Raw genomic sequence first — 22664 nt, 5'->3', positions numbered from 1 at the left:
CCTCCACAACTGATTTACATGACGCCCATTTGAAAACCGGACGGTTTCCTGGAGCTTCACGCGACGTATCGGAACAAATTCTTCCATACCATTTCGACGTCCTTTATGAGGGTATGACCTAGAGCTCGAAGGCAAAGTAAAGGGAGATGCCGGGATGAATGGTGCGGAAGCGCTGGTTGAGACAATGCTGGCTTCCGGCGTTTCGGTTTGCTTTGCCAATCCGGGTACGTCCGAGATGCACTTCGTAGCGGCCCTGGATACGCATCCGGAAATGCGCTGCATTCTCTGCCTTTTCGAAGGAGGGGTGACCGGGGCCGCGGATGGCTATGCCCGCATGAGCGGCAACGTTGCCGGTACGCTGCTTCATCTCGGACCCGGTTTCGGCAATGGATGGGCCAACCTCCACAACGCCCGCAAGGGCCAGTCCGGCGTCGTCAATATCGTGGGTGACCACGCCGGCTATCACCTCAAACATGATGCACCGTTGCAGGCGGATCTTGATGGCGTGGTGGGTTCGGTGTCCCACTGGGTCCGGCGCGCGACGGACAGTTCCACGGTCGCGGGGGCAGGCGCGGAGGCGATCCGGATCGCGCGCAGCGGCCAGATCGCCACGGTCATCCTTCCGGCGGATTCGGCATGGGGCAACAGCGGATCGGGACCGGCGGGCGAATTGCCGCCTGTTCGCAAGCACCGCCCCGACGAGGATCGGGTGACGGCGTCCGCGCATGCATTGACGCTTCCAGGAGCCGCCCTGCTGGTGAGTGGTCCTGCGCTTTTCGGGGCAGGGGCGGAACTGGCGGGCAAGATTGCCGCGCGAACCGGCTGCCGGTTGCTGGCGCCTTTCTTCGCGCCCCGCATTGCCCTTGGAGAAGGGGCCGTGGCGTTCGAAACGATGCCTTACAATGTCGACATGAGCGCCGAGTTCCTGTCCGGCCTGAAGCATATCGTCCTGGTCGGGGAAGATCCCCCGGTCAACTTCTTCGCCTATCCTGGCAAACCGTCGACGCCGGAACCGGCGGGCTGCGCGATCGGTCAGCTCTGCTTCGCGGACTGGGATGTCATGTGGACGCTGGAAAAGCTCGCGGAAGCCGCCGGTGTCGACGACAGCGAGGCGGTTGCCCGGATCGCGCGTGACGTCCCGCCGCTTGAAAGCGGACCGCTTTCGGCGGAAGGGATCGGACGCGGGTTGGCGAATTTCCTTCCAGATGATGCGATCCTGGTGAACGAGGCGGTTACAGCCGGGCCCGGTATCTGGCCGGCGGTGAACGGGTCTTCACATCATGACCGGATCAACAACACCGGCGGGTCCATCGGCCAATGTCTGCCGAATGCGCTCGGAGCGGCGGTCGCCTGTCCGGACCGGCCGGTTTTTGCCGTTTCCGGAGACGGTTCCGCCATGTACCAGGTCCAGTGCCTGTGGACGGCTGCGCGCGAGGGGCTGAACATCACGTTCGTGATCATCGCAAACAGGGGCTACCAGATCCTGCATGCCGAGCTTCAGGCGCAAGGAGCACCGAAACCGGGACGCAACGCGCGCGCCATGTTCGATATCGAGGATCCGCTGATTGACTGGGTCGCACTGGCAGCCGGTCATGGTGTTCAGGCTGTGCGGGCCGATACGGAGGAAAGCTTCGCCGAGGCAATGGAAATGGCGGCGCGTACGCAAGGCCCGTTTCTGATCGAGGCGGCGATCTAAGCTCCGCACGGCAGACGATGCCCTGATGCCGCAGGGCATTGTTCAGATCTTCAGGAAAGGCCGCCTATGGGCATCTGACCTTGTAGGGTGTGCCGTTCTGGTCGTGCGCTATGCAGTTGCGCGGTGTCGTCACGACACCGATCAGGCCGCCCCCGACAGCACCAAGCGCGGCACCGGCAATCGTCGCATTGACGGTCGAACCTGCCACGGCACCAATCGTCGCTCCGGTGGCTGCACCCAGCCCGGCTCCAATCAGCATTCTGTCGCGCTGGCTTTCCGTGTTGGCGCAACCGGCCAGCAGGAAGGCGAGGGCTGCAACGGCAAGAATCGGTTTCATCCATGCTCCCCAGCAAAGCGATAAGCTCAGCCAGCGTGGAGATGTATGGTTAACAAATTCTTACCGTGAGCCGGTTATCCAAGCTTTCTCAATGCTCTAGTTCGGTGTTGTGGCAGCACCGATTGCGGCGCCACCGGCCGCTCCAAGAGCTGCGCCGGCAATGACAGGCGCAGCGCCTGCGCCCACAGCCGCGCCGACGATGACGCCGGTAGCAGCACCCAGGCCGCCGCCGATGATTGCACGATCCGTTTGTCTGCTTGAGGAGCAGCCAGCGAGGAGGGTGGCCACTGCAGCCACGACCAGAATTTGTTTCATTTCGGATACGACCTCAAAATGAGTGTGATCTGGCGACGGTTTGGCTGAGTCCAGGTAAGATGGCCTTGGCAGATGAAATTGATCTGCCAGGCACGCCGCTCCTACGAGGTACAGCCGAATCGGCGCCAAGCGGTTCTGAAGGTCACGGCCGGAGGCTTAAGAATTAGGAACGCAAACCGCACGCATACGGTCGCTTCCGGTCTCAAGCCCGGTCGGAACGTTCAAATCCAATGAAACTCATTATGGAATGCGTAACCTAAATGGCCCGTTAACGCGCGGGGCCAATCTGGTGCATTGTGATCAGGGGCAGACGACGCGGTAGGGATTTCCATACCGGTCATAGGCGACGCAGTTCTTCGGTGTTGTCGCGGCGCCGACAATGGCACCGCCCGCGCCACCGATTGCCGCACCGGCGAGGGCCGGACCGACGCCGCCTCCGGCTGCGGCACCGATGATGGCGCCGGTCGCGGCTCCGAGGCCGCCACCGACCAGTGCCCGGTCAGTCTGGCTGTCCGACTGACAGCCAGCAAGAAGCGCCGCAGCGGCAGCAACAAAAAACAGTTTTTTCATGATTTTATCCTACCGATCCGCGGCATTGTCACACAGTCAAGTCTAAAAGGTGCGTCTTACGGGCAGGCGACGCGATACGGGTTGCCGTAGCGGTCATAGGCCACGCAGTTTTTCGGTGTGGTTGCCGCGCCGACGATTGCGCCGCCCGCTGCACCGATTGCACCACCAACGAGTGCACCGCCGACATCGCCCGTCGCCGCAGCACCGATTGCAGCACCGGTTGCAGCGCCAAGGCCGCCACCGACGAGGGCACGGTCCGTCTGGCTGTCAGACTGGCACCCTGCCAAAGCAACGCCTATTGCAGCGAGCAGAACTAACTTCTTCATTAAAGGTAACTCCCTTCAAGACCGCTGGGTGCGGCAATTTCAATAGTTTAAAGTTCTGCCAAGGTTAAGCTGCTTTGTGCGCTGGGGCAATCTATCAATTCCTACAGTACACAAAACCCAAGTAGCTGTCCGGGCAGGAACTTTCAGTGTTGTGGAACAGATAGCGTCCGTTGGGCGAAAGTATGGCGGTTTTGATCAGTTCTTCAGAGCCGAAAGCAGGCCGCGCGTGGAGGCATCCTTGCCGTCGGCAGCAACCTCGCCCTTGACCATGGGCAAGAGGGCGGTCGCCAGTTCCTTGCCGAGTTCCACGCCCCATTGATCGAAGGAGTTGATGCCCCAGATGACGCCCTCAACAAAGACGCGGTGCTCGTAAAGCGCGATCAGGCGACCGAGCGCGAAAGGGGTCAACTTGTCGTAAACAAGCGTGAAGGACGGCCGGTCACCAGGAAATACCTTGTGCGGTGCAAGCCGCGCCACATCGGTTTCGGACATCCCGGAAGCGGCAAGTATAGATTTTGCTTCCTCAAGCGTTCGCCCGAGCATCAGCGCCTCGGACTGGGCAAGACAATTGGCCGTCAGAAGTTCGTGGTGATGGTGCAGATCGTCCTCATGGCCTTCCTTCGCGATCAGGAATTCGCAGGGAATAACCGTCGTGCCCTGGTGCAACAACTGGTAGAAGGCGTGCTGGCCGTTGGTTCCAGGTTCCCCCCAGACGAGCGGGCCCGTATCCATGTCCACGGCGCTTCCGTCCAGCTTCACGCGCTTGCCGTTGGATTCCATGTCGAGTTGCTGCAGGTAGGCGGGCAGGCGGGACAGACGCTGGTCATAGGGCAGCACCGCTCTGGCGCCATAGCCCAGAACATCCCGGTGCCAGACGCCGATAAGCGCCATCAGCACCGGCAGGTTGTTCTCTAGCGGCGCTTCCTGAAAATGAACATCCATCGCATGGGCGCCCTCCAGGAAGTCGCTGAACGCATCTGGGCCTATCGCGATCATCAGCGGCAAGCCGATGGCCGACCAGATGGAATAGCGGCCGCCGACCCAGTCCCAGAAACCGAAGACGCGCGCGCTGTCGATTCCGAAGGCAGCAACCTTGTCGAGGGCAGTCGACACTGCAGCGAAGTGTTCGCCGACCGCCTCTTCGCCGAGGGCCGACGCAATCCACTTGCGCGCGGTTGCGGCATTGGTCATCGTTTCAATGGTCGTGAATGTCTTTGACGCGACGATGATGAGCGTTGTTTCCGGGTCGAGTTTTTCAAGCGTATCCGCGATATGCGCCCCGTCCACGTTGGAGACGTAGTGCAGTTCAGGGCCATCGTGATACGGCGCCAGCGCCAGCGTGGTCATGACAGGGCCGAGATCGGAGCCGCCAATGCCGATATTGACGACGTCGGTGAAGGGTGCACCGGAAGAGGACACCAGTTCGCCGGACCGGACCGCTTCTGCAAAATCTGCCATGGCGTCGAGCACGGAGCGGACATCCGGCATGACGTCTTCCCCGTCGACCATAACGGGCTTGTCGGATCTGTTGCGGAGCGCGGTGTGAAGGACCGCGCGTTTTTCGGTCTCGTTGATCTTTTCGCCGGCAAACATGGCCGATCGGCGGCCTTCGACGTCGGCCGTAGCTGCGAGCGAGAGAAGCCCGGCCAGGGCGTTGCTGTCGATTTTCGTTTTCGAGTAGTCGAGCAGAAGGTCGTCAGCGCTTGCCGAGAATGTCTCGAACCGGGCCGGGTCACCGGCAAACAGGTCCCGAAGCGTGGTTTTGTTCAACTTTTCAGCCTGTCGGGTGAGAGACGCAAGTGTCGCTTCGAGTGTCATGAGACTTCCTCTTAAATCGATTAAACTATCCGGATTTCGGTCATGGCAGACAGCGCTCCAATTAGCACAGCATTCTGACGTAGTGGAGACTTTTCTGAAAGGCAGGCCCGAGGCCGTGAGCTGGCGAGGTCCTGTTGCATGCATGCTGATCCCGAAAGTCCGGTGAATTGACGGGAAATTAGGAGTTTTGCGCAAAAGTAAGGACGCGTGCTTGCTCCGCACAGGTGATGAACAGAAGCAGATTTCAGGTGTTTTAAACCCATGAGCAATGTGACCATTGATCCTGCCCTTGCGTCTCTTCAGGAAAGCCCTGAAGCCAGTGAAGATGTTCAGGTCGTCGATTTCGACACACTCGCAATTGTCGATGCCGTTATCACCAATGTGACCGAATGGGGGTGCAAGGTAACCACGGAGCACGCCGATGAGCTTTACAAGAACATCGGTATCCGTTTCCCGGGCGCGCGCAAACTCTCCAAGGCTCAGGTGACCTCGGTCAAGGGCAACGACGCTTCGGTGGTGTTCGTGACGAGCGAAAGCAAGACGAGCGACAAGCGCCGTGAAACGAGAAACGACGTCAAGATACCGGTCAAAATCGCGGATCTGGAAGGCATCACCGAACTAGAGGGCACCATTGTCGATGCTGCCAAGAACGGCTGCAAGGTCAAGGCAAACGGGCTTACGGCTCTGCCGGAGGAAGTTCTTCTGACCATGGCGAAGTTCAACAAGCCGGTGGTTGCCGAGTTTGCGTGGCGCAACGACAAGTCCGCCGGTCTGCGGCTTCTCTGGGACCGAACGCTGGAAGAGACGGAAGGTCCTGAAGTCCAGCAAGAAGCAGAAGCGGCGTCAGAAGAGACCGAGGACGCCTGAGCGTCCTCTGCCCGTTCCGTTTCAGTCCGGCATCGGACGCTCAGTTGTTGAGGCTGCTTGCGGCGCGGGCGCGTTCTTCAATGCCGGCCCAGTCTTCCGATGCAACAGCCCTGGCGTCCGCGATCCAGGACCCGCCAACGCACAGGACATTGGGCAGGGCAAGATAGGCCGGGGCCTTGTCCAGGCTCACGCCGCCTGTCGGGCAGAACTTTGCCGCTGCAAGCGGAGAAGACAAGGACTTGAGATAGGAAGCGCCCCCGGCCTGTTCGGCAGGGAAAAACTTCAGGCGCTCGTAGCCGCGTTCAAGCAGAAACATCACTTCTGAAGCGGTCGCCGCACCGGGAAGCAGCGGAACGCTGTGAGCATCTGCTGCGTCCAGAAGGTCTTTTGTGGCGCCGGGCGAAACGATGAATCTGGATCCGGCCGCGACCGCCGCGTCATATTGCCTTGCGTTCAGCACGGTGCCGGCACCTACAATCGCCCCCTCGACATTCTTGCTGACGGCTTCAATGGCCTCAAGCGCACGCTCAGTGCGCAGCGTGATTTCGATTGCCGGCAGGCCACCCTTGACCAGGGCCGTTGCCATCGGGACGGCCTTTTGCGGATCTTCGACAACGAGAACCGGGATGACGGGTGCGGCGCACATCACCGTTTCTATTTTTGCGATATCCTGTGCCATTGAATTCTCCCAGATTGCTTGCTTATGCGCCGAACACGTGTGCGCCGCTGTCCGCGGTGCCGACATTAGCGCGGAAGGCTGTGAAAAGATCGCGGCCGACCCCGAATTGATGCTCGCTGAGATCCGCGACCGCAACCGGCCGGGCAGCAAATTCCTGCTCATCCACGAGAACGGTCAATTCGCCGGTGACGGCATCGATGCGGATCATGTCGCCGTCTCGGATCTTTGCGATGGGGCCGCCGTTTTCGGCTTCCGGCGTGACATGAATAGCCGCCGGCACCTTGCCGGATGCACCCGACATGCGACCATCGGTGATGAGCGCGACCTTGTAGCCCTTGTCCTGCAGGATGCCGAGACATGGTGTCAGCTTGTGCAACTCGGGCATTCCGATCGCCTTCGGACCCTGAAACCGGACCACGGCGGCAACGTCGCCCTTCAGTTCCTTCTTGTTGAAGGCGTCCAGGAAGGCGTCCTGGGAATGGAACACACGCGCCGGTGCCTCGATGACATGGCGTTCCGGGGCAACCGCAGAGACCTTGATCACGGCCTTGCCGAGATTGCCGCTGAGCATCTTCAGGCCCCCCGTTGGCTGGAAGGCCTTGGAGAGCGGTGCCAGAACGGTTTCGTCGCCGGAGTTCTCCGGTGCGTCCTCACGCAGGATGTCGCCGTTTTCGTCCAGCTTGGCTTCCACCGTGTAGCCGGACAGGTCCGTGCCGTAGACGGTTTTGACGTCCTGATGCAAATAGCCGTCCGACAGAAGCTCGCGAATGAGGAAGGCAAGGCCGCCGGCGGCCTGGAAATGGTTCACATCGGCTTTGCCGTTCGGGTAGACCCGGGCAAGAAGAGGAACGACGTCGGACAACTCGGAGATGTCATCCCAGGTCAGCTTTATTCCGGCGGTAGCGGCAATGGCGACCAGGTGCATCGTGTGATTGGTGGAACCGCCCGTGGCATGGAGGCCGACCACGCCATTGACGATGGCTTTTTCATCGATGATCTCGCCCGCCGGCGTGTACTCGTTTCCGAGTGCGGAAATGGCAAGCGCGCGCTTGGCGGCTTCCCTTGTCAGCGCATCGCGCAGCGGGGTGCCCGGATTGATGAAAGAGGAACCGGGCATGTGCAGTCCCATGATCTCCATCAGCATCTGGTTGGAATTCGCCGTGCCGTAGAATGTGCAGGTGCCGGGCGAATGATAGGCCTTGGATTCGCTTTCAAGAAGCGCGTCGCGACCGACTTTTCCCTCGGCGTATAGCTGACGCACCTTGGCCTTGTCGTCGTTTGAAATGCCCGTCGTCATCGGGCCAGCGGGAACGAAGACTGCGGGCAGGTGACCGAAGGAAAGCGCGGCGATCGCGAGACCTGGAACGATCTTGTCACAGATGCCGAGGAAGACCGCTGCGTCGAACATCTGGTGCGACAGGCCGACCGCCGCTGCCATCGCGATAACGTCGCGGGAAAACAGCGAGAGCTCCATGCCGTCCTGGCCCTGGGTGACACCGTCGCACATGGCGGGAACGCCGCCGGCGACCTGCGCAACGGCACCGACCTCATGGGCCGCCTCGCGGATCATCGCCGGGTAGGTTTCGTAAGGCTGGTGCGCCGACAGCATGTCGTTATAGGAGGTGATGATGCCAAGGTTCGGGACGACATCTCCTGAAAGCGCCTGTTTGTCGGAGACGCCGCAAGCCGCAAATCCATGCGCAAGGTTGCCGCACGAAAGCCGGGACCGCTGCGGACCCTGTTCAGCCGCCTTGCCGATCCTGTCCAGATAGCGCGAGCGGCTGTCCTGACTGCGTTTGACGATCCGTTCCGTAACGTCGCCGATGCGATCCTGGATTGTCATTGTTCTGATCCTTTCCTCGCCGTTTGAGGCTGGGTGGGGTGTCTTTCGGCACATAGGGCAGGTTTGCCCGTTTGCATTTTTTAATCGATTTAAATGACGGAAAACACACAGGACCGGGCCTGTGGGAATTCCTTAGACGCCGTCTTCCTCCGACCAAGTGCGCCCGTCACGCTCAACAAGCGCGATGGAGGCTGACGGACCCCAGGTGCCGGCCGTGTATCCCTTTGGCGTTTCCTTGGACGCCGCCCAGGCCGTCAGGATCGGGTCGATCCAGGCCCATGCAGCGTCAACCTCGTCACGGCGCATGAACAGGGTCTGGTTGCCGCGGATCACATCCATGATGAGGCGCTCGTATGCGTCCGGATTGCGGACCTTGAAGGCGTCCGCGAAACTCATGTCGAGCGGTACCTGCCTGAGGCGCATGCCGCCCGGGCCTGGGTCCTTGATCATAATCTGCATCTGCACGCCCTCGTCGGGTTGCAAGCGGATGATCAGGCGATTGGCGGTGATCTTGCCGGTTTCCGTGTCGAAAATCGAATGGGGGATCGGCTGGAACTGAACGACGATTTCCGAGACGCGCTGGGCGAGACGTTTTCCGGTACGCAGATAGAATGGGACGCCCGCCCACCGCCAGTTGGCAATATCCGCCCTGAGCGCAACAAAGGTTTCCGTCCGGCTCTCGTCGTTGCCCAGTTCTTCGAGGTAACCCGGCACGGCACCGCCCGCGGAGGCGCCGGCGCGATACTGACCGCGCACGGTCAGCTTGTCGGTGCTCTGGGCGTCGATCGGGGTAAGGGCTTTCAGGACTTTCAGCTTTTCATCCCGGACACTGTCCGCATCCATGGATTCCGGCGGTTCCATCGCGACAAGACACAAAAGCTGGAGAATATGGTTCTGAACCATATCCCGCAAAGCACCCGCCGTATCGTAGTAACCGGCACGTCCCCCTGTTCCAAGGGACTCCGCGACGGTGATCTGCACATGGTCGATATGTGCCGCGTTCCAGAGCGGCTCGAACAGGGCGTTGGCGAAGCGCAGCGCCATGAGGTTCTGAACAGTTTCCTTGCCGAGATAGTGATCGATGCGGAAGATCTGGTCTTCCCTGAAAACGGCGCCGACGGTGTCATTCAGGGCCTTCGCGGAAGCGCCGTCCTTGCCGATCGGCTTTTCCATCACCACGCGGGCATGTCTGTTGACGACACCGATCCGGCCGAGATTTTCACAGATCGTGCCGAAAAGATCAGGACCGACTGCCAAATAGAAGGCGCGGATAACGTCGTCACGTTCGTCCAGAACCGTTTTCAGGTCTTCAAAACCCTTGCCCGTCGCGACATCGATCTTCACGTAGTGCAGGCGCTTGAGGAACTGGGCGAGATGTTCATCGTCAAGATCCTTGACGTGTTCCTTCAGGGCGTTTTCCGCCCAGGCCCGATAATCGTCGTCGGTGTAGTCGCGTCGCGCACTGCAGATGATGCGGGCGTGTTCGGGCATTTGTCCGTCTGCATCGCGGTGATAAAGAGCGGGAAGAAGCTTACGGTGCGCCAAATCTCCGGATGCTCCGAAAACGACCAGGTCGAATTCCTGAACTTCAATGACGCGTACCGCCATGGGACACTCCTTCACAGCTTGTCTGTTGCCGGGCCTCACTATGGCTCCAGCTGAACCCGGTGGGCTTTTAAATCGATTTAAATCGTTTGTCAGCCCCTCAAATGAGCTTTGACCATTCTTTTTGCAGTTCCGCAATCCGCGGAAGATCGGCGCCGCGGCGCGAACAGGTGATGGCAGCAGCCTGAACTGCGAATTCAAGAAGACGATTGACGCGCTGTTCGTCAAGCTCTGCCAACGATTTCCGGTCTGTTGCCCCAAGCCTTTTGAGCCCCGCCAGCAAGGCCGCCTGAAACGTGTCGCCAGCACCGACCGTATCTTCCACCTTCACCTGAACACCGGGACATCCCGTTTCAAAGCTGCCGCTGAAGGCGAGGGCACCCTGGCCACCGCGTGTGACGATAACGAGCGCGGTTCCGCCTGCGACCCACCGTCGTGCAATCGCGGAGAACTCTTCGTCCGGGGCGATCAGAGCCAGGTCTTCATCGCTCACCTTGATGACATCGGCGAGCGGTGCGAGCTCTTCGGTATTGCGCCGCCACAACTCCAGGTCAGGTTCCACGGTCGGGCGGATGTTCGGATCGAACGAGACCAGGGTGTGGGCGCGCTCGCGCCTGATCAGGGCTTTCAAAGTCCCTGCCACGGGTTCAACCAGGGCCGTGTAGGAGCCCAGATGCAGGAAAAGCGGCGGGTTGTCAAAGTCGGGCAGGTCGTCCAGCGTGACCATTCGGTCCGCGGCGCTTTCCCCGTAAAACGTATAGGCGGGGTGGCCATGCTCGTCTTTCTGGACGAGGCTCAGCGTCGTCAGATAGTCGGTTCTGAGGATGTAGCGCTCGGACACACCTTCCTTCCGGAATTTCTCGACAAGTTTCGCCCCGAGCGTGTCGTTGGAAATGCCGCCGAAAAATCCGGCGTTTTCACCGAGGCGGGCAAGGCCCATGGCGACATTGAAAGGCGACCCGCCTATTCTCGCGTCGAACCTGGCGCCATCTTGTACACCTTCGTCGCCGAACAGGTCGAAAAGGGCTTCTCCGCAGATCAGGAACATTTCAAGTCCAGACAGTTAGTCGTGTTTCATTACGCGGACCGGCGGGGCCGGACCACGGGTTCGTTGCCATGCGGACGTGGTCAGGCCGCCAGGTCTTCAGGCGGGTCCATCGCCCCTGTCATGATCGCGACGGCTTCCGACATGGAAAAATCAGACGGCTTGATCACGCAGGCGCGGCGTCCGAGCCGGTGGATATGGATCCGGTCGGCAACCTCGAAGACGTGGGGCATGTTGTGGCTGATAAGCACGATGGGAAGTCCACGTTCCTTCACGTCCTTGATCAGGTCCAGCACGCGCCGGCTTTCCTTGACGCCGAGGGCTGCCGTCGGTTCGTCCATGATGACGACCTTGGAGCCGAACGCGGCAGCGCGCGCCACCGCGACACCCTGGCGTTGCCCGCCAGACAGGGTTTCGACCGCCTGGTTGATGTTCTGGATCGTGAGCAGGCCCAGTTCACTGAGTTTTGTCCGGGCGACCTCTTCCATCTTCTTGCGGTCCAATTGCCGGAACACAGATCCCATGAGGCCCGGTTTCCGGAGTTCCCGTCCCATGAACATGTTGTCGGCGATCGACAGGGCAGGCGACATCGCGAGCGTCTGATAGACGGTTTCGATGCCGGCATCGCGTGCATGAATGGGCGTTGAAAAATTCACCGGCTTGCCGTCGAGGAGAATGTCCCCTTCATCCGGGATCACGGCACCGCTGAGGGCCTTGATCAGGGTGGATTTGCCGGCTCCGTTGTCGCCGATCACGGCCAGGATCTCACCGGGATAGAGTTCGAAGTCGGCGTGATCCATGGCGACGACGCGGCCATAGCGCTTGACCAGGTTGCGAGCTTGCAGGACAGGTTCCATCAGACTGATACCTTTCTGATCCACTGGTCGACCGCGACCGCTGCAATGATGAGCAGGCCGATGAGGAGATAGGTCCATTGGGCGTCTGCACCGAGCAGTCGCAGGCCGAGCGTGAACACGCCGACGATAAGGGCACCGAACAGGCTGCCCAGGATCGAGCCGCGGCCACCAAAGAGGGATATGCCGCCGATCACCACCGCGGTGATGGATTCAATATTCGCAAGCTGCCCGGATGTCGGCGAGACGGACCCGATGCGGCCGATCATTGCCCAGCCGGCAAACGCGCAGATCAGGCCGGAAAGCATGTAAACGGAAATGAGCACCCTATTGACCTGGACACCGGACAGCTGGGCTGCTTCCGGGTCGTCGCCGACCGCGTAGACATGCCGACCCCAGGCCGTCTGGCGCAGGGCATAGGCGAGGATCAGCACCAGGAGAACCATGAAGATGACGCCGTAGGTGAAGATGGCGCCGCCGATATTCACCTTGGTGCCGAACAGCTGAAGAAAGGGCGCCGCCTTGGCAATATCCTGGGACCGGATCGTCTCGTTGGCGGAATAAAGGAAGTTGGTGGCCAGAACGATCTGCCACATGCCGAGCGTCACGATGAAAGGCGGCAGCTTCACGACCGCGACAAGAAAGCCGTTGATGTAACCGCAGATCGTTCCGCAGAGGAGTCCGCAGGCGACCGCCACCTCGACGGGCAAGCCGTAGCGGAAAGTGAACTGTCCCATCACGACCGATGACAGGACCATGATCGCCCCGACCGAAAGATCGATGCCGGCGGTCAGGATCACAAGGCTTTGCGCGGCCGCAACAATGCCCACGATCTGCACCTGTTGCAGAATGAGGGTCAGCGCAAAAGGTGAAAAGAACTTCGATCCCAGCAGAATGCCGAATATGGCAATCGAAAGCATCAATACGATCAGGGGCACCAGAGACGGTGTCTGGTGCAGCGTGTGCTGGATCTTGTGACCCAGGGATTGATGGTGATCGTCAAAGGAGGCCACGGCCTGGGGACTGGCCTCTGCTGCAGCTTCGTAACTTGCCTGCCCACCCGCGGTCTTGTTGTCTGAGGTCATGCCCGTTTCCCTCTGTGCGCCTTGAAAAAGGGGCAAGGATGGCCTTGCCCCTTTCTGTCTTTACTCCGGAGATCAGCCCCAGCAGAGATCCGTGCCCTTGGCGGTGTCGATGGAATCGACGCCGTCCACGGGCTTGTCCGTCACAAGGGCGACGCCGGTGTCAAAGAAGTCCTTGCCCGGTGTCGGCTCAGGCTTGTTGCCGCTGTCGGCCCAGGTCTTGATGGCTTCAATGCCCAGGGATGCCATCAAAAGCGGGTATTGCTGCGAGGTTGCGCCGATGACGCCGTCCTTGACGTTCTGGACGCCCGGGCAGCCGCCGTCGACGGAGACGATGAGAACATCGTTTTCGCGGCCGATGGCCTTCAACGCTTCATATGCGCCAGCAGCTGCAGGCTCGTTGATCGTGTAGACGACGTTGATCATCGGGTCTTTCGCGAGAAGGTTCTCCATGGCGCGGCGGCCACCTTCTTCGTTGCCCTGTGTCACGTCGTTGCCGACGATACGCGCGTCGGTCTCATCGCCCCACTTGTTCGGGTCGCCGAGATCGATTCCGAAGCCCTGCAGGAAGCCCTGGTCACGCAAAACGCCAACCGTCGGCTGGCTGATGGCAAGATCGAGCATGCCGATCTTTGCGTCTGCTGCCTTGTCGCCAAGTGCGCCTGCGGCCCACTTGCCGATCAGTTCGCCAGCCAGGAAGTTGTCGGTCGCAAAGGTCGCGTCCGCAGCATCAATCGGGCTGAGCGGGGTGTCGAGGGCGATAACGAGCAGGCCGTTGTCGCGGGCCTGCTGTACGGCCGGCACGATCGAGGACGTGTCGGATGCGGTCAGCAGGATGCCCTTCGCGCCGTCGGCAATGCAGGTTTCGATGGCGGCAACCTGGGTTTCATGGTCGCCATCGACCTTGCCGGCGAAGGATTTCAGCTCGATGCCAAGCTCTTCAGCCTTTGCGGTCGCGCCTTCCTTCATTTTCACGAAGAACGGGTTGGTGTCGGTTTTGGTGATCAGGCAGGCTGAAATATCTGCCGCTGCCGCCGGTGCCGCCGCCATGGCAGCAAGGACTGAACCAGTCGCAAGTAATTTGCGGATCATGTGTTTTTTCCTCCCTGGCCTATGTCAGTTTGAGCGGTTGGGTTCGGCCAGATGTGACCCCAATCTCGCTGCCCTTGCCGGAAAGCTGGCTTTGTCTTCGGCGCTGCCGGCTCCAGCGGGTCCCTTGTCTTTCCCACCGGTCAGAATGGCTGCCCTCGGTGAGAAGTTGAAAAACTGAGGCAGGCTCGCAGCGCCGATCGCGCCGGCATCGTGAGCGAAACTGCCAATTTCGATTTCAGGTGATTGCCGTTCCTCTGGAGCGGCGCTTTCCACCGCCGATTTGACCTTCTGTCTGAAGGTCTCCGGGAAGGAACCTCTCAGATCGCTGTCGATCACCACGAGGGAAACGTCGAGAAGTGCATAGGCCGACCGCAGCGCCAGACCGAGCGCAGCGGCGCAATCGTCCAGCCACTCGATATATTTCGGGTCGTCCGCCTCAACGGCTGCCTGAAGGTCGGACCGGTCCAGTTTCTCAAAACCATCCGGCGAAAGGTGCCGTGCAAAAGAGACGAGAGACGCGCGTGTCAACAGAAGGTCCCAGGTCTGCTTGGGTTTTGGTGCTGTCGGCAGAACACTTGGCGGAACCGGCATGAATGCAACGTCGGCCGCGTTTCCGGACATGCCCTTGATCACATCGCCCTTGAGCACCAGGCCGCCACCGATCGCCGGCCCCAGAAACAGATACAGGAAGTTGTCATGCTGGCGGCCCTGGCCATAGAACAACTCCGCAACGGCGGCGGCGGTGCCGTCATTTTCGCCGAAAACGGGCAGGGCCATGGCCTCTTCAAGTGCGGCGGCAAGGTTGAAGCCGTCCCACTTCTTGAAATCCGCCTCCGGCAGGCCGAGTTCGTGCAGCCAGGCGCCGAGATTGAAGGGCTGCGCCAAGCCGATGCCGGTGATCCGCGCCTGCATGTCCTCGCTCAGATTGGTGCGCAACCCGTTCAGATCTTCGGTCAGGATGTCGACCGTCGTCTCCGGAGCGGGGAGGATCATGTCATGAATGCGCCGGTCGATGATCTTTCCGGAGAAATCCATCAGAACCGTTTCGATGTTCGTCCGGTCCAGGCGCACGCCGAAGGAATAGGCGCCGTCGGGCGCAAGCTTCAGGATCGTGGCGGGCTGGCCGCGGCTGCCGTCGTGGCGCTTGCCAGCTTCGAAAATGAGGCCTTCCTCGATCAAATCCTGTATGATCGCACCGATTGCCGCGTTCGTGAGTTGAACGGCGCGGGCGAGTTCAGCCTTCGAGGCTTCGCCGGCGCGTCGCAGGATCTGCAGCACAATGCGCTCGTTGTACCGGCGCAATTGTGCGGAATTCGAACCTCGACCAGACGTACGGCGCTCGTCCACCTTCTTTGTTCCTCCCAAGGGAACTGCCCTGCTGATCGGGCAGTTTCATAATAATTAATTTTGATGAAATTATTCGCCGACCTGACTGTTCTGTCAATCGGTTATTTGTTTTGCACTGCACGGTTTCGATGTTGTGCTGCAGTAATCGCCTGACAGATCAAGCGTTTTCGAGCAGCAGTTTAGCAGAGAAATTGACGTTGGGGTACGGACTCATAAATGAGGCCGAAAGGGATTGAGGCTGGCTTCTCGTCAAGGCGTGGAAGCGCAGGAAATGCGGCGCATTTTCAAGCCTTTCGCAACACCGAAGAGGAGCAAGCCGGTCAAATCCGAAGGACATGGAAATGGCGTCACCCCGTGGCATCAGCGCGCTTGACCGGGCCAGAAGCCCGCTCTGCGCACCCTTCCTGACGGGATGTCGCCATTTCGCATGCCATTTCAGTCTCATTTATGGGCCGTGCCCCCAGGCATATGGCTTGGCCGAATAAATCTGAGGGGTTTCGCTCAAACAGGACGGCCCGGTCTTTGACACAATGACCGAGATAGTGTGCATGACCATTGCCGGAGGCGGCAGGATTCGTATTGTCGGATGAGATACTGGAAGTGGAGTGAGTCTGAATGCCGGTCACACATGGCGAGAGTTTCCTCAAACGCGCGATTGCAGCAGGGGCAGGTGAGCAACCTTCCGATCTGGTTGTAAAAAATGTCAAACTTTTCAATGTTATAGATGGATCCTGCACGGCAACGGACATCGCGATAGTCGGCGACCGGATCGTGGGAACCTACGGCAGCTATGAAGGTGTCGAGACGCTTGACGCGGAGGGACGGGTCGCGGTTCCGGGTTTCATCGACACGCACCTTCATGTGGAATCCTCGCTGGTCACGCCGTTCGAGTTCGATCGCTGCGTGCTGCCCCATGGGGTGACCACCGCGATCTGCGATCCGCATGAGATTGCCAACGTTCTGGGTGCCGAAGGCATCCGTTACTTTCTCGACGCATCGCTTGAAACGGTGCTGGACCTGAAGGTCAACCTGTCTTCCTGCGTCCCGGCGACCTCCTTCGAAACGGCAGGAGCCTGCCTCGAAATCGAGGATCTTTTGCCGTTTCGCGACCACCCGAGCGTGATCGGTCTTGCCGAATTCATGAATTTTCCCGGTGTGCTGGCATGTGATCCGAAGGTTCTTGCCAAACTTGCCGCCTTTCAGGACGGTCATATCGACGGCCACGCACCGCTTCTTTCCGGACGTGGGCTCAATGGCTACCTGGCGGCGGGCATCCGCACGGATCATGAGGCAACAAGTGCGGAAGAAGCGCTTGAGAAGCTCTCCAAGGGCATGACGGTCCTGATGCGTGAAGGTTCGGTTTCCAAAGATCTGGACGCGCTGGCTCCAATTTTAACGCCGGATGTGTCCGCCTTTGTCGCGCTTTGCACGGACGACCGGAACCCGCTTGATATCGCGGAAGAAGGGCATCTGGACAGCATGGTCCGACGCCTGATCTCGAAGGGTATACGCCCACTCGACGCCTATCGGGCGGCCAGTTGGTCCGGGGCCAATGCCTTTGGGCTGAGAGACAGGGGCTTGCTCGCGCCGGGCAAACGGGCGGACATTGTGATCCTGGACGATTTTGAGGATTGCCGGGTCAACCGGGTCGTTTGCGGCGGGCGAATGGTCACCGACGCCGCCTTCGAGGCACGCGGGTCTGTTGCACCGGTCGGCCTTGCAAGTGTCAAGATTGAACCTGTTGCTGCTGGCGAGTTCGTCATTCCTGCCAGAAATGACGAAGCGTCCGTGATCGGTGTATTGCCCGGCAAGATCATAACCGAACATCTGGTGAAGCGGCTCCCGGTGACCGAAGGAAGGACGCTTCCCGACCTTGATCAGGACGTTCTGAAGGTTGCCGTTGTCGAACGGCACGGCAAAAGCGGCAATATCGGCCTCGGTTTCGTGCACGGTTTCGGCATGAAGCGCGGGGCCATCGCCAGTTCCGTCGGCCATGACAGCCATAACATCTGTGTCGTCGGGGCGGATGACATGTCCATCGCCAATGCCGTCAATCGGGTTATCGCAATGAAGGGCGGATTTGCAGTCGCAGACAGTGATGGCGTGCTCGCCGAACTCGCCCTCCCGGTGGCCGGGCTCATGAGCCTGGAGCCTTTCGAAACGGTCAGGACGGACCTTGAGACGCTGCGGACGGCCGCCAGATCGCTTGGCTGCACGCTGGAAGAACCGTTCCTGCAGGTGGCGTTTCTGCCGCTGCCGGTCATCCCGCATCTGAAAATAACGGATCACGGTGTCTTCGACGTCGACAAATTCGAGCTGGTCGATCAGGGAAGTTGACGGTGCAAGATGTCCATCAATAGTGCCGCATACGGTTCCTGAAACGGGACCATTTCTGCGCGGACCTGTAGCCGAGAAAGAAAACGATCGTGCCAATGCCGAGCGACCAGAGCAGGACCCTCGCGTCGAACCAGAACTCAGTCAGGAGATCCGACGGATGCGCAATTTTGGGGTTGACGCTAAGGTAGGTGACCGGGATCCATTCGGATTTCAGCCGGGCGGACCAGGTGTCCGGCACCCGGAAGGTCAGGGCCAGCGGATTGTTGCCCGTCGGATTGATCTCCACGATCATCGTCCCGTGCGTTTCGAAGTGTCGGCTGTTTTTGAACGTGTCGCGCGGAGACTCGTGAAGTGCCTCCTTGAGTGTCAGCCTGTCCCCGTCCGCATCCTTAATGTTCAGGATAACCGCTTGGTCTTCTTCACCAAAATACTCCAGCAACCAGTATTTCAAACCGCTGTCATAGTGGATGTAGATGGACAGAAGGCAGGCAAACCCGACGAAACAGAATATCGCCAGGTTGAACGCGTGGCTGTCCTCGGTCGCTTCTTTCGGGTTGAACATGTCTGCACCACCATGAAGAGAATGCTCAGGACTATGCGCGCTTCGCCAGTATGTGTCTACTCAGGGAGGTTTCGGTTCGCATGATCCTCACACTGGCTGTTTCCGGTTACCGTTCGCTCCGGGACATTGTGCTGCCTCTCGACCGGATCACGCTGGTGACCGGTGCAAATGGCAGCGGCAAATCAAGTCTTTACAGATCGATCCGTCTTCTCGCGGAGGTGGCGCAGGGGCAGGCGATCGCGTCGATTGCAGCGGAAGGGGGGCTGCAGTCGACGCTCTGGGCCGGGCCGGAAGCGATCTCCAGACGCATGAAGAAGGGCGAGGTACCGGTCCAGGGAACGGTGCGCAAGAACGTGGTCAGCCTGAAACTCGGTTTTGCCGACGAGGATTACGGCTATGCCATCGATCTCGGATTGCCGGCGGATGCCGGACGCTCGCTGTTTTCCATGGATCCGGAGATCAAGAGCGAGGCCTTGTGGGCTGGCGAGGCCCTGTCGCGCTCCAACGAGATCGCGGGCAGGAACGGCCCGACCGTGCGCGTGCTGAATTCCCAGGGGCAGAGGATCCCCGTCTACCAGAACATGGCGCGCTTCGACAGCATGATGACCCATGCCGCCGATCCGAAGGACGGGCTTGAGCTGCTTGTCATGCGTGAGCGCATGCGCGCCTGGCGGTTCTACGATCATCTGCGCACGGACCGTGACGCACCGGCGCGTTTTCCGCGCATTGGCACCCGCACACCCGTGTTGAGCGCCGACGGCGGCGATCTGGCGGCTGCCCTTCAAACCATCGCGGAGATCGGCGACGAAGTGGCACTTGCCGAAGCAATAGACGATGCCTTTCCCGGCGCGTCGATCAGTGTGACGGTCAACGAAGGGTATTTTGAGCTTTTCATGCAGCAGAAAGGCCTGCTTCGGCCGCTCAGGGCCAGCGAACTCTCCGACGGTACGTTGCGGTACCTGTTGCTGACGGCAGCGCTTCTTTCCCCACGTCCGGCTCCGCTGATTGTATTGAACGAACCGGAGACAAGCCTCCATCCCGACTTGCTCGAGCCTCTGGGGCGACTTGTGACCAGAGCGGCGGAAAAAACACAGGTGATCGTCGTGTCGCATGCCCGCGCCCTGGTCGATACGCTGGCCGTTCTTCCGGGCTGTCTTCGCTATGAACTGCGCAAGGAACTCGGCGAAACAGTAGCTGACGTTGAGGAACTGCCTCGCTGGAACTGGCCGAAAAGATAACTCCGTGCGTTCAGCGGCAGTTTTCTTCAAATCGCTGATTTAATTTGCACTTTCTTGGTCGCGTTTTTTGTTGGACGCGAGAGTGCCATCGCTGCGCACAAAAAAAGTGACGGGGTGTCGTTACGTCGTGAGTTGACGTGAACGGAAGGTTGCGTCATGTCAAGAAGAAGCAAGAAGGGACGCATTCAATGCGCCTGGCGCCGGGAAGGAGGTGTCCGCTCGCGACTGGGATCGCGGTAAACGGGCAATTCGGCTGGCCGGGTCTCAAGCGTTGAAGCGGAAAATAACGCGTTGGAGAACGTTATGACGACTGCGGAGGAGTGGAACGCGGCATTCGAGCCCCGTCCGGTACACGAGTATCTTGAAGCAACTGTCTCGAATTTCGGCGGATCGCCTGCCGCCGATTTCATGGGCAAGGTCTGGACCTATGACGAGCTCAGCGACCTTGTGAATTCGACAGCTGCGGGACTTCAGGCCATGGGGGTCGGACCCGGCGTTCATGTGGGTCTCTGCCTTCCGAACACGCCTTTCTACACGATCTTCTACTTTGCGATTTTGAAGATCGGAGCAACCGTCGCCAACTTCAATCCGCTTTATGTCGAGCGTGAAATCAGCTTCCAGGCACGCGATGCCGACGTGCGCATCATGGTGACGATGGACCTGAAGGTGATCTACGACAAGGTCGAGGCGGTCCGGAAAGAGCGGGTGCTCGACAAGATCATCGTGTGCCCGATGTCCTTCTGTCTGCCGACAATGAAGAAGGTGCTGTTCAACCTCTTCAAGCGCAAGGAACTTGCCGTCATTCCGCGCGATGAAGCGCATGTCTGGTTCGACGAGTTGCAAACGGAAGGCGCAGCGCCGGAACCGGTTGATATCGACCCGGAAAATGCGATTGCCGTGCTGCAGTACACGGGTGGAACAACAGGAGTTCCCAAGGGTGCGATGCTCACGCATAAGAACCTGTCAGCCAATATCGAGCAGATGCGGTGCGTTTTCGAAAAGGCGCAATTGGGCAAGGAAAAGATGCTCTGCGTGCTGCCGTTCTTCCACGTCTTCGCCATGACGGTCGCCCAGAACCTGTCGATTATCCTCGCTGCGGAAATGGTGCTGCAGCCCCGCTTCGAGCTCAAAGCCCTGCTGGATGTGATCAAGCGCAAACAGGTGACGCTTTTTCCGGGTGTGCCGACGCTCTACACCGCGATCAACAACTCGCCGCTGACGTCGGGCTATGATCTGTCCAGCATCTCGCTATGCATTTCCGGTGGCGCTCCGCTGCCGGTCGAGGTCAAGGAAAGCTTCGAAACGCTGACCGGGTGTATCCTCGTTGAAGGGTACGGCCTGACGGAGTCGTCACCGGTCGCTGCCGTCAATCCGCTTGACGAAAACCGCCGTGCCGGCTCGATCGGGCGACTGGTCCCGGGTACGAGCGCGCGCTTCGTCAGTATCGAGGATCGTGAAACGGAAGTTGCGGAAGGCGAGAAGGGTGAACTGCTTCTGCATGGCCCGCAGATCATGAAGGGTTACTGGAAGCGGGACGACGCCACGGCGGACACGATCACGCCGGAGGGTTATCTTCACACCGGTGATGTCGGCTACCGCGACGCAGACGGTTTCATCTATCTCGTCGACCGGATCAAGGATCTCATCCTGTGTTCCGGCTACAACGTCTATCCGCGTGTGATCGAAGAAGCGATTTATCAGCATGCGGCCGTTGACGAGACAATCGTCATTGCCATCCCCGACGAATATCGCGGCCAGTCGCCGAAGGCATTCGTCAAGCTGAAGGAAGGCGAATCCCTTACGGGTGAAGAGTTGAAGCTGTTTCTCAAAGAACACCTTTCAGCCATTGAATTGCCGAGAGAATATGAGTTTCGCAACGAGCTTCCGAAAACCATGGTCGGCAAACTCTCCAAGAAGGAGCTGGTCGAGGAAGAGGCGCAAAAACGCGCCCAGGCAGAAGCAAAAAGCGCTTGATCGCCGAAGGCCGTTTTACCCGCAGGAACGTGGCTGCGTCCGCATAAGCGCCGCTATTGTGCAGCCTAGTGAGATTCACCACGCCCTTCGGCAGCGCGGGCCAGCTCACGGCCTCGCTTGGCTTCCCGCCGCACCGTGTAGATCGAGGCCGCGATAATGATCGACGCGCCGATCAGCGTTTCGACGCTCGGCCAATGGCCGAACACCAGTGCACCGAAGATGGTTGCATAAAGGAGCCTGGTGTAGTCGAGCGACGCGATCGCCGTTGCCTCGCCTGCCTTGAAACCCTTGATGTTGGCGAGTTGCGCCGCCCAGGAGACGATGCCGATCAGGATCATCAGGCCCCACTGGTGCAGTGTCGGCGGCTGCCAGTTGATGATTGCCGGAATGAGCATGATAAGACCGACCCCGAGCGCCTGGTAGGTGAGAATGGTCACGGGACTGTCGGTGCGAGTCAGAATGCGCACGACGATCATGACCATACCGGCACAGCCTGCGCCTATGATGGCAAGAACAGCGTAGGGGTCGACGAACCCTTCCGCACCCGGCCGCAGCATCAGAAGAACGCCAAGAAAGCCGACAAAGGTCGCACCCCAACGGTGCACGCCGACGGTTTCACCCAGGAACCAGATGGCGAAGATGGTAATGAAGAATGTGCGCGAAAAGCTGATCGCGGTGACATCGGCGAGCGGAAGCTCAATGAAAGCGGTGAAGCCGCAGAGCATGGCCGTGGTTGCCAACAGGACGCGGGCAAGCTGCAGGCCGGGTCTTTGGGTCGACAGGGAACTCGGCAATCCACGCAGGATCGTCGGAGCGACAATCACCAGCATCACCGCCTGACGCACCACGAGGATCTGAAAGACACCGATGTCCTGGCCGACGAACTTGATCAGCGTCACCATGATCGAGAAGCCGAATGCCGCCAGCAATATCCAGAGCGCGCCTACCGTGTTGGAAGGTAATCCACCCGTCATCGTGGCCAGCTTCTGTTCGACTCGTTTCAGCAAGTTGAAGTCCTTTGACGTCAGGCGTCCGGTTTCGGGCCTGTCCTCTCGATGCGCTTTTTCATTTTTTCAG

Annotated in this window: 20 protein-coding genes; 5 read left to right on the top strand and 15 right to left on the bottom strand. The window is 59.7% G+C overall.

Annotated features, from left to right (window positions below; all coding sequences use genetic code 11):
- The first annotated feature begins 154 nt into the window (after positions 1-154).
- A complete protein-coding gene (locus tag RBB49_RS19685; RefSeq protein WP_306144593.1) occupies positions 155-1696 on the top strand; it encodes an acetolactate synthase large subunit in 1542 nt (513 codons plus the stop codon).
- 64 nt (positions 1697-1760) lie between these two features.
- On the opposite strand, the gene RBB49_RS19680 is transcribed toward RBB49_RS19685, so the two are convergent.
- From RBB49_RS19680 to pgi, 5 genes are all read right to left on the bottom strand, one after another.
- The gene (locus RBB49_RS19680; RefSeq protein ID WP_306144592.1) at positions 1761-2033 is read right to left on the bottom strand and encodes a hypothetical protein; all 273 of its coding nucleotides are present in this window, start codon (positions 2031-2033) and stop codon (positions 1761-1763) included.
- A 96-nt stretch (positions 2034-2129) separates the two neighbouring features.
- Positions 2130-2348 carry a hypothetical protein gene (locus tag RBB49_RS19675; RefSeq protein WP_306144591.1) on the bottom strand — a complete coding sequence of 73 codons (219 nt, stop codon included), beginning with the start codon at positions 2346-2348 and terminating at the stop codon, positions 2130-2132.
- Between the two features lie 300 nt (positions 2349-2648).
- A complete protein-coding gene (locus RBB49_RS19670) occupies positions 2649-2918 on the bottom strand; it encodes a lipoprotein (RefSeq protein ID WP_306144590.1) in 270 nt (89 codons plus the stop codon).
- 56 nt (positions 2919-2974) lie between these two features.
- Positions 2975-3244 (bottom strand): glycine zipper domain-containing protein, encoded by a 270-nt coding sequence (locus tag RBB49_RS19665; protein ID WP_306144589.1) that lies wholly within the window; start codon positions 3242-3244, stop codon positions 2975-2977.
- Positions 3245-3439: 195 nt separating this feature from the next.
- Positions 3440-5062: a glucose-6-phosphate isomerase gene (pgi, locus tag RBB49_RS19660; protein WP_306144588.1), complete on the bottom strand. Its 1623-nt coding sequence runs from the start codon at positions 5060-5062 to the stop codon at positions 3440-3442.
- A 261-nt stretch (positions 5063-5323) separates the two neighbouring features.
- On the opposite strand from pgi, the gene RBB49_RS19655 reads away from it, so the two are divergent.
- A complete protein-coding gene (locus RBB49_RS19655; RefSeq protein WP_306144587.1) occupies positions 5324-5929 on the top strand; it encodes a PilZ domain-containing protein in 606 nt (201 codons plus the stop codon).
- 40 nt (positions 5930-5969) lie between these two features.
- On the opposite strand, the gene eda is transcribed toward RBB49_RS19655, so the two are convergent.
- From eda to RBB49_RS19615, 8 genes are all read right to left on the bottom strand, one after another.
- A complete protein-coding gene (eda, locus tag RBB49_RS19650) occupies positions 5970-6608 on the bottom strand; it encodes a bifunctional 4-hydroxy-2-oxoglutarate aldolase/2-dehydro-3-deoxy-phosphogluconate aldolase (RefSeq protein ID WP_306144586.1) in 639 nt (212 codons plus the stop codon).
- Between the two features lie 22 nt (positions 6609-6630).
- On the bottom strand, positions 6631-8451 hold the full coding sequence (gene edd / locus RBB49_RS19645; RefSeq protein WP_306144585.1) for a phosphogluconate dehydratase: 1821 nt from the start codon (positions 8449-8451) through the stop codon (positions 6631-6633).
- A gap of 132 nt (positions 8452-8583) precedes the next feature.
- The gene (gene zwf / locus RBB49_RS19640; protein ID WP_306144584.1) at positions 8584-10059 is read right to left on the bottom strand and encodes a glucose-6-phosphate dehydrogenase; all 1476 of its coding nucleotides are present in this window, start codon (positions 10057-10059) and stop codon (positions 8584-8586) included.
- A 97-nt stretch (positions 10060-10156) separates the two neighbouring features.
- Positions 10157-11104: a carbohydrate kinase gene (locus RBB49_RS19635; RefSeq protein ID WP_306144583.1), complete on the bottom strand. Its 948-nt coding sequence runs from the start codon at positions 11102-11104 to the stop codon at positions 10157-10159.
- A gap of 80 nt (positions 11105-11184) precedes the next feature.
- Positions 11185-11958, bottom strand: coding sequence for an ATP-binding cassette domain-containing protein (locus tag RBB49_RS19630; protein WP_306144582.1), 774 nt, complete (start codon positions 11956-11958; stop codon positions 11185-11187).
- Positions 11958-13040: an ABC transporter permease gene (locus tag RBB49_RS19625; protein WP_306144581.1), complete on the bottom strand. Its 1083-nt coding sequence runs from the start codon at positions 13038-13040 to the stop codon at positions 11958-11960. The genes RBB49_RS19630 and RBB49_RS19625 overlap by 1 nt, the downstream gene beginning before the upstream one ends.
- A 72-nt stretch (positions 13041-13112) precedes the next feature.
- Complete coding sequence (locus tag RBB49_RS19620; protein ID WP_306144580.1) at positions 13113-14129, bottom strand: sugar ABC transporter substrate-binding protein; 1017 nt, start codon at positions 14127-14129, stop codon at positions 13113-13115.
- A gap of 24 nt (positions 14130-14153) precedes the next feature.
- Positions 14154-15476 carry an ROK family transcriptional regulator gene (locus RBB49_RS19615; protein ID WP_306144579.1) on the bottom strand — a complete coding sequence of 441 codons (1323 nt, stop codon included), beginning with the start codon at positions 15474-15476 and terminating at the stop codon, positions 14154-14156.
- A 615-nt stretch (positions 15477-16091) separates the two neighbouring features.
- Between RBB49_RS19615 and ade the strand changes: the two genes are divergently transcribed.
- On the top strand, positions 16092-17813 hold the full coding sequence (ade, locus tag RBB49_RS19610; protein WP_306144578.1) for an adenine deaminase: 1722 nt from the start codon (positions 16092-16094) through the stop codon (positions 17811-17813).
- Positions 17814-17829: 16 nt separating this feature from the next.
- Here ade and RBB49_RS19605 read toward each other — a convergent pair whose 3' ends face one another.
- A complete protein-coding gene (locus tag RBB49_RS19605; RefSeq protein WP_306144577.1) occupies positions 17830-18375 on the bottom strand; it encodes a hypothetical protein in 546 nt (181 codons plus the stop codon).
- Between the two features lie 80 nt (positions 18376-18455).
- On the opposite strand from RBB49_RS19605, the gene RBB49_RS19600 reads away from it, so the two are divergent.
- Together RBB49_RS19600 and RBB49_RS19595 are read left to right on the top strand one after the other, a co-directional pair.
- Complete coding sequence (locus RBB49_RS19600; RefSeq protein WP_306144576.1) at positions 18456-19613, top strand: AAA family ATPase; 1158 nt, start codon at positions 18456-18458, stop codon at positions 19611-19613.
- Positions 19614-19916: 303 nt separating this feature from the next.
- Positions 19917-21587, top strand: a complete 1671-nt coding sequence (locus RBB49_RS19595) for a long-chain fatty acid--CoA ligase (protein ID WP_306144575.1) — start codon at positions 19917-19919, stop codon at positions 21585-21587.
- Between the two features lie 65 nt (positions 21588-21652).
- Here RBB49_RS19595 and RBB49_RS19590 read toward each other — a convergent pair whose 3' ends face one another.
- Positions 21653-22594, bottom strand: a complete 942-nt coding sequence (locus RBB49_RS19590) for a DMT family transporter (protein WP_306144574.1) — start codon at positions 22592-22594, stop codon at positions 21653-21655.
- Between the last annotated feature and the right edge of the window lie 70 nt (positions 22595-22664).

The organism is Roseibium sp. MMSF_3412, from assembly GCF_030733265.1.
Lineage (GTDB): Bacteria > Pseudomonadota > Alphaproteobacteria > Rhizobiales > Stappiaceae > Roseibium.
Note: the sequence above shows the minus strand (reverse complement) of the source record. Positions and strands in the feature narration are given on the sequence as shown.